At 35.3% G+C, this 2,964-nt stretch carries 7 protein-coding genes; 2 read left to right on the plus strand and 5 right to left on the minus strand.

Annotated features, from left to right (window positions below):
* Positions 1 to 254: 254 nt before the first annotated feature.
* Entirely contained in the window at positions 255 to 527 is a 273-nt protein-coding gene (locus tag Q9Q35_RS11525) for an AlpA family transcriptional regulator (RefSeq protein WP_304653498.1), read from the minus strand.
* A 280-nt stretch (positions 528 to 807) separates the two neighbouring features.
* On the opposite strand from Q9Q35_RS11525, the gene Q9Q35_RS11530 reads away from it, so the two are divergent.
* Complete coding sequence (locus tag Q9Q35_RS11530) at positions 808 to 1,035, plus strand: hypothetical protein (protein ID WP_304653499.1); 228 nt, start codon at positions 808 to 810, stop codon at positions 1,033 to 1,035.
* Here Q9Q35_RS11530 and Q9Q35_RS11535 read toward each other — a convergent pair.
* From Q9Q35_RS11535 to Q9Q35_RS11550, 4 genes are read right to left on the minus strand one after another with little or no spacing between them, the layout of a single operon-like run.
* Positions 1,016 to 1,315 (minus strand): hypothetical protein, encoded by a 300-nt coding sequence (locus tag Q9Q35_RS11535; protein WP_304653500.1) that lies wholly within the window; start codon positions 1,313 to 1,315, stop codon positions 1,016 to 1,018. The genes Q9Q35_RS11530 and Q9Q35_RS11535 overlap by 20 nt on opposite strands.
* A gap of 20 nt (positions 1,316 to 1,335) precedes the next feature.
* Complete coding sequence (locus Q9Q35_RS11540; RefSeq protein WP_304653501.1) at positions 1,336 to 1,992, minus strand: hypothetical protein; 657 nt, start codon at positions 1,990 to 1,992, stop codon at positions 1,336 to 1,338.
* Positions 1,993 to 2,005: 13 nt separating this feature from the next.
* The gene (locus Q9Q35_RS11545; RefSeq protein ID WP_304653502.1) at positions 2,006 to 2,257 is read right to left on the minus strand and encodes a hypothetical protein; all 252 of its coding nucleotides are present in this window, start codon (positions 2,255 to 2,257) and stop codon (positions 2,006 to 2,008) included.
* Positions 2,258 to 2,301: 44 nt separating this feature from the next.
* Positions 2,302 to 2,517, minus strand: coding sequence for a helix-turn-helix transcriptional regulator (locus Q9Q35_RS11550; protein ID WP_221678338.1), 216 nt, complete (start codon positions 2,515 to 2,517; stop codon positions 2,302 to 2,304).
* A gap of 174 nt (positions 2,518 to 2,691) precedes the next feature.
* Between Q9Q35_RS11550 and Q9Q35_RS11555 the strand changes: the two genes are divergently transcribed.
* The coding region (locus Q9Q35_RS11555) for a helix-turn-helix domain-containing protein (RefSeq protein ID WP_304653503.1) at positions 2,692 to 2,964 on the plus strand (273 nt) is incomplete at its 3' end.

The raw sequence follows: 2,964 nt of genomic DNA on the forward strand, positions 1-2,964 counted from the left end.
AAGGCAGTCTTTACAACAAAATGCGCCATGATCAAACTCAATCATATATTCATCAAAAAATTCACAATTGATTTGCAAGTAACCCCCTTTGATTTCTTCACCACAATGTTCACAATGTTTCATTCCTATGACCTCCATTTCGTTTTCAACAATTCGCAGCCTCCATCAACCACGATTAGCACTGCGATCAACACTACTATTCCGATCTGCATCACCTCCTTAAATTTATTTTCTCGACAATTACCGGCAAGCAATTATTGATTTAGATATTCGTCTAATTCATTAGTTAGAAAATACGTTGATGTTCCGTCAATGTGTTCTAGCACTTTGAACTCTGGCTTGGACTTTCTCCACCGATCAATAGTGCTTCTGCTTCTGTTCATATACTCTGCAGCCTGTCCGATATCCAGACGTCTGCTTCTTTTTTCTTTCATTGTCATCATTGGCTGTTGTACGATCTGATTTGCTCTTAATTCTTCTGCAACGTATCTCGCCAATGTACGCATATCATTGTCTGAAAATGTCACCTCCATTGCCTTATCCCCCTTCCACTCTGTAACAGTAACTACAATCATCAATAGTCACTGTCGCTTGATCTAAACCTAGTCGTAAGCTGTATCGCTTGCATAAGATCTTAGCTATGTTCACATGCTTCTGTGCAAATTCCGAAACAGCTCTGTGTGCTTCAGCTTCGCTCGGGTATGATCCAAGGTGAATTACCTTGGTATCATCTGAAGTCGTCTCGATTACTTTGTACATCATCATCATCTCGCTTTCTGTTATAATCACCTCTAGGGGGTGTTAATTATGTCTTATCAAAGTGAACAATATCTTGAGTGGCTTAAACAAGGTGATTTCTTCTTGCTCAAAAATTCATATGAAAAAGCCCTTAAACATGGTTCAAAAGATTTTAAGATCCACCGCTCTGGTTTTGAGGAAAGCCCAAACTTCAGAGCCCATATTTCTCAGTTTGCTTTGGAGAATGGATTATCCTTTGTTGAAAAATCTGATTTCTTTATATTCCATATTCCATGAGCAATGCATAAGCCCTACTTGATGATAGTAAGAACTCCATTTTGTCTACGATCAACCCTAGCTTTAAAGCTCGATGATCTTGTGGAAACATTTTGTCTTGAACAATCATTTGATAAACAATACCGTTATAATTGTGACTATCAATAGTTGTTGTTCCTAGTGAATTTCTTAACGTAGTAGTAATGTTTAAACTATCATCTGTTATCAAGAGTGCTCTGAATTCTCTGTCAGGGTACTTTTTTTTAAGTTTTTCAAGCTTTGCTAATAAATCATTCTTCAATATTCACATCTCGCTTTCTGTCATTTTGATTCTTCCTGTATTTCCAGAAGATCTCTGATATATTTTTCAGCGTCTTCTGTCTTTGCTCTGTACTTATATACGGAGCATTCTTCAAACTTACCATCACTATTTAGCTCTAAAGCCAGCTTTCTAAAATGATGATCAGTCACAAAATAAATCGTCGGTTTCTTCTTCCATTGTCTAAGCAAGCCATCATCTACAAGCTTCTGAGCACCCGCTGTAAGCTTTGTATCCGAGGTCTCTTTCATCTGCTCCAGCTCTATTACTTTCTTCTTCCAACGTCTTACAGTAGCCTTGGTAACAAATAATTCGCCTTGTTCAGCTCTCTTGATATGCTCCTTGATCCTTGGAAGATTAGGAACGCTCATTTCTAAGCCACTACCATTTCTAGCTAAACCATTTGCCTTGTTATAAGCCTGCTCTTCTAACTTTTCCACCCTTTCTCTTTGTTCTTCGATTTCTTGGCGTTTATCACGTATCTTATCCAAGAACCAGTTTTCTTTTTTGAACCAGCTAGCACCGTTACGCTTATCATTCATTGGTTGTCCGTTTGTGATACGATAATGATTTTCCAACCTTTCATCTAACTCTGCATACTCTCGTTCTAAACGCTCAAGCTTTCCTTTTGATTGCCTTAATCTGTAACTTTCTTCCATGTTGTCCTCCTTGTTAATTTATGACGTGGATCTGTAAATTGTTCACGTGCTCTGAGCATTGTCTGATTTCTGTTACATAGAATTCACATTCTCCAGAACTGCATAATCGCACATCTTTGACTTTTCCCTTGATCTTTTCCGTAAACTTAGCAACTGCTTCTTGTGCTTCTTCAAGTGTTTCAAAGCAACCAAGAAAATCTGTTTTGAGATACAAGTTGTATTGCATATTCTCGATTTTTACTCTTGTGTTTGTTACTGCGTACATTTTTTACCTCACTTTACTAAATTCTTTTTAATTAAACTTTATGTTTAACTTTTGTTTAAAAAAAACTCTAGTGACAACCCTAGTGCACGACTAGCCCTAATAGCAACTTCAGCAGACATCTTTTTGTTTCCATTTAGTACCTGTCCCAAATAATTAGTTGAAATACCAATTTTTTCAGCAACATATTTCTGTTTTAACCCCTTTGAATCAATCTTTTGTTTCAAGAGTTTATGAGCATCATCTTTGATAATGTCTATCATAGCTCCACCTCCTTAAACGTTATGTTTAACTTACAAATATATTATATTTAAACTTTACGTTTAAGTCAACACATAAATTAAACTTTTTGTTAAAAAATGTATCTTTTTTGTTTAACTATGATAATATAATACTTGAATTAAGGGTTTATAAAAATTAAGAAGAGGTATCTTGCTATGAGTAAATTAAGTTTAACTTTAACAAACTTAAGAGAAGAACGTGGTTGGAGCAAAACCTATGTAGCTAAAAAACTTGGTTTATCTAATATGCAGACTTATGCAAATTATGAATATGGATCAAGAGAACCTGATTTAGAATTGTTAAAAAAAATTTCCGATTTATATGATGTTACAACTGATTATCTTTTAGGAAAAACTTCAACCCCTGAATTTACTGCTAAAGATGAACAAGATATACAAGTAGTGCTTAAAAACACTATTAACGGACTT

It is taken from the genome of uncultured Ligilactobacillus sp. (assembly GCF_948826705.1).
GTDB lineage: Bacteria > Bacillota > Bacilli > Lactobacillales > Lactobacillaceae > Ligilactobacillus.

What these genes read in the sequence shown, in the direction of transcription:
- Q9Q35_RS11530 (WP_304653499.1), top strand. Translation starts at nt 808, where the DNA reads ATGTCTTATCAAAGTGAACAATATCTTGAGTGGCTTAAACAAGGTGAT.
- Q9Q35_RS11540 (WP_304653501.1), bottom strand. Translation starts at nt 1,992, where the DNA reads ATGGAAGAAAGTTACAGATTAAGGCAATCAAAAGGAAAGCTTGAGCGT.
- Q9Q35_RS11545 (WP_304653502.1), bottom strand. Translation starts at nt 2,257, where the DNA reads ATGTACGCAGTAACAAACACAAGAGTAAAAATCGAGAATATGCAATAC.
- Q9Q35_RS11550 (WP_221678338.1), bottom strand. Translation starts at nt 2,517, where the DNA reads ATGATAGACATTATCAAAGATGATGCTCATAAACTCTTGAAACAAAAG.